Origin of the sequence: Streptomyces swartbergensis, from assembly GCF_002148965.1 — a bacterium.
Lineage (GTDB): Bacteria > Actinomycetota > Actinomycetes > Streptomycetales > Streptomycetaceae > Streptomyces > Streptomyces swartbergensis.
Genome location: NZ_NGFN01000557.1, coordinates 1 through 3,136, shown reverse-complemented (window position 1 = coordinate 3,136; position 3,136 = coordinate 1). Strand labels below are relative to the sequence as shown.

Sequence of the window (3,136 nt, the reverse complement as noted above, 5' to 3'; positions counted from 1 at the left end):
GAGTCACTTCCCCAAGAGCCGCGTCCGGCTGCTGCTTGCCTGACGACAAAAGCCACAGTACGGGATCAAAGGGACGGCCCTCCAGGCGGCACTCCGGTCCCGTCCGGGCCCTCGCCCGCGCCCCCCCCGTACGCCCCAACTCCGGTCACCCGCAGCCCGATCCCACCCCCTGAAACGCGCTGAGGCCTCGCGGTTTGAACACCGGAGGCCTGGCATGAGGTAGAGTAAGCGGGCGTTCGGACACCGACTCCGGTCGGCGTCTTACGCGGGTGTAGTTTAATGGTAGAACATCAGCTTCCCAAGCTGAGAGCGCGAGTTCGATTCTCGTCACCCGCTCCACGAAGAAGGCCCAGGTCAGAGACCTGGGCCGTTTTGCTGTCAGCTGTGATCACTCGCCGCGTGCCAGATCCGTGCCAGAACGCTTCTCGGCGGCCTTCCGGGCAGCCTCCTCCCGAGCCTTCCGGACGGTGGCATCGAGGCCGGCGGCAACCTCCTCCTGGCGCTCCTCGTCGGAGTGCTGATAGATCAGCGCGGCCTTCTCGGACGACTGTCCGGCGCGCACCATCGTGTCCTTCAAGGTGGCACCGGACCGGGTCGAGAGCGTGTGCCCTGTGTGCCGCAGGTCGTAGAACCGGAACCCCTCCGGCATGCCGACGACCTCCCGGGCCTTCCGCCACTTCCGCCCGAAGGTGCTGCGTCGGAAGGGAGCCCCCTTCTCACCGACGAAGAGCAGCCCGTCCGGGCCCGGCTCGGCGTACGACTCCAGGTGCCAACAGAGCTCCCGGCGGAGGAAGGCGGGAAGAATCACAGTCCGGGTGCCGGCCTCGGACTTGGTGTCGCCCTGGACGCGACGCCCGTTCATCCGCTCCGGCTCGGCGAGACGGACCCGGAGGCGTAAGTGGTCGAGGTCGACGTCCCGCCGCCGGAGACCGGCCAGCTCTTCCGGCCGGAGCGGGCCATAGGCGCCGAGGTAGACCATGAGCCGCCACCGCATCCCCACAGCGTTGGCGAGGGCGTCCACCTGGCCGACGGTGGCGATACGGCGCTCAGCGGCCTTCTCCTTACCGGCGCCTTTGATGCGGCACGGGTTGCGCGTGATCAGTTCGTCGTCCACTGCCGTCTCCATGATGGCCTTGAGGAGCCGGTACGCCTTGGCCGTGATCGTCTTGGCACCCGTGAGTCGCAGCCGTTCGGCCCGCCACTCCCGGACTCGGGGCGCGGTGATCTCGTCCAAGTCCAGGTCCCCGAAGGCGAACAGGTGCTTGTCGAGGAGATAGCGGTAGAGGTCCTGCGTCAGCGGCGCGAGCTCCCGTTCCTCCACCCACTTCTCCGCGTAGGCCCGGAAGCTCACTGCGCCCGCATCGGGGTCGCGCCACTCACCACGGCGAATCTCGGTCTGCTTTTCGGCGAGCCAATCATCAGCGTCCGCCGTCGTCTCGAACGTGAAGGGCGCCGGACGCATCACCCCGTCGGGCCCTGGATAGCGCGCCTGGTACCGGCCGGAGGGGAGCTTTCTGATCGCGCCGAAGCGGCGACGCCTGCCCCTGTTGTTGGCCATCAGGCAGCCCTCCCGTAGCGCGGTCGGGGGCGCCTGAGCGGCTCCACCGTGCGGGACCGGATGAACTCTTCGACCGCGCTTTCCGGGATACGCACATGCCGGCCGACCTTCACGTAACGGATGCGCCGTTCCTCGATGAGCCGCCGCGGGAAGCGGGGAGTCGTGCCGAGCAGCTCGGCGACCTGGTCGACGGACAGGTAGCGGTCGTTCATGTGGTGGGCTCTCCTTCCGTTCCGGGGGCGGGTTCGAGGGATGCGGCGAGCCAGGCTTCTCCGGTGCTGAGGCCGGTTCCGGCGAAGACCCAGTGAGCGAGGACGAGCGTGGTTTCGCCGTCCTGGGGAACGGCAGTGGCAGCCTGTGCGCGGCGCCATTCGGCGCGGGCATCGCGGAGGGCGCCGAGGGTGGTGGAGTAGCGGCGGGACTTGGTGGAGAAGTGGCCGCGGAAGCCGAGCATGTGGGCCCAGGCACGCAGGCGGAGGTGTTCGAGGTCCTTGCGTGCGCCGAGGGTCCAGGCCGTCCGGATCATGCGCCGGGCGTGGTCGGTGATCCGGGCCTGTGCCAGTTCGGCGAGGAAGCGGATCGGCCGGTCCAGGGTGCCGGTCGCTGTCTCGGCGCCCTTGGTGGCGTACTTGGCGATGTACGCCGCTACGGCCCGTTCGGTCAGCTCCTGGCCGCCGTCGAAGTCGGCGGAGCGGATGGTGCGCACGTCGAGTTGGCGGCCGAAGGTGAAGGTGTGGGCGCGGCCGTCGACGTCCGGTCCATTGACGCGTGTGGCGGTGACAGCGGCCTGGATGGCGTCGGCCAGCAGCTCGGCGGACGCCCAGGCCGGAGGGGCCGTGTCGCCGCCCTCCGGGCCGTCGAGGCGCATGACCGCGTGGAAGTGGACGGCGCCCCGCTTCTGGTACTCGGCGACCTTGGCGAAGGAGACGCGCGCGTGATCCCGAAACGCACGCTGGGTGAGTCCGGCGCGCTTGGCGATCTCACGGCGCAGGTAGATCGAGAAGCGCCGCCAGAGGGCTCCGGCGTGGGCATTCCAGAGCACGGCCGCTTCGTAGTCGTACGCGCCCGGATCGAGGGGCGTACCGAGGACCGGGTCTGTGTCCTCGTGCCGGGCACCGCAGCGGCAGGGCCGCCCGATGGAGGGGCGGTTGTGAACCGGGCCGAAGCTCGGTGCGGTGAGAGTGGCGAAGACGCGCGGGTGCGTGCCGACCTGTTCGGCGGTGCCCTTGCCACCACGGAGTCCGGCGGTGATCAGGTGGAAGGTGTCTCTGCGGTAGACCTCCGCGCAGGCCGCGCAGCGGGTGGCACGGCGGTTGTTGCAGCGGACGAGGAGACTTCCGGCGGGCAGGGAGGACGAGTCGAGGTGGTGGAGGACGCGCCCGATCTCTCCGGTCGTCCGGTCGACCGCGTACTCGGTGCGGTGGCCGTCGAGGCGCACGGGGTTGGTGCAGCCGCCCAGGCCGGAGAGTTGGCGGGCCAGCTCGGGCATGGTGCCGAGGGAGGCCAGCATGGAGAGTTCCGCCAGCGGGGGCGGAGTCTGCCGGGTGATGATGGGTCTTCCTTTCGGCTGTTTCGGCG

The 3,136-nt window shown here is 69.6% G+C and carries 3 protein-coding genes and 1 tRNA gene; 1 reads left to right on the top strand and 3 read right to left on the bottom strand.

Annotation, left to right across the window (positions count from 1 at the left end; translation table 11 throughout):
• Window positions 1-265: 265 nt before the first annotated feature.
• Window positions 266-339 (top strand) — tRNA-Gly (locus CA983_RS41995).
• A gap of 49 nt (window positions 340-388) precedes the next feature.
• On the opposite strand, the gene CA983_RS41990 is transcribed toward CA983_RS41995, so the two are convergent.
• Genes CA983_RS41990 through CA983_RS41980 form a run of 3 tightly spaced genes read right to left on the bottom strand, consistent with a single transcriptional unit; the run spans window position 389 to window position 3,068 of the window.
• Entirely contained in the window at window positions 389-1,558 is a 1,170-nt protein-coding gene (locus CA983_RS41990; protein WP_086605897.1) for a tyrosine-type recombinase/integrase, read from the bottom strand.
• Entirely contained in the window at window positions 1,558-1,770 is a 213-nt protein-coding gene (locus CA983_RS41985) for an excisionase family DNA-binding protein (protein ID WP_086605896.1), read from the bottom strand. Before CA983_RS41985 ends, CA983_RS41990 begins: the two co-directional genes overlap by 1 nt.
• A complete protein-coding gene (locus CA983_RS41980) occupies window positions 1,767-3,068 on the bottom strand; it encodes a replication initiator (RefSeq protein ID WP_086605895.1) in 1,302 nt (433 codons plus the stop codon). Before CA983_RS41980 ends, CA983_RS41985 begins: the two co-directional genes overlap by 4 nt.
• Window positions 3,069-3,136 lie beyond the last annotated feature (68 nt).

Bases quoted from the DNA above. Each gene is read 5' to 3' on its own strand.
- CA983_RS41985 (WP_086605896.1), bottom strand. From the start codon at position 1,770: ATGAACGACCGCTACCTGTCCGTCGACCAGGTCGCCGAGCTGCTCGGC.
- CA983_RS41990 (WP_086605897.1), bottom strand. From the start codon at position 1,558: ATGGCCAACAACAGGGGCAGGCGTCGCCGCTTCGGCGCGATCAGAAAG.
- CA983_RS41980 (WP_086605895.1), bottom strand. From the start codon at position 3,068: ATGCTGGCCTCCCTCGGCACCATGCCCGAGCTGGCCCGCCAACTCTCC.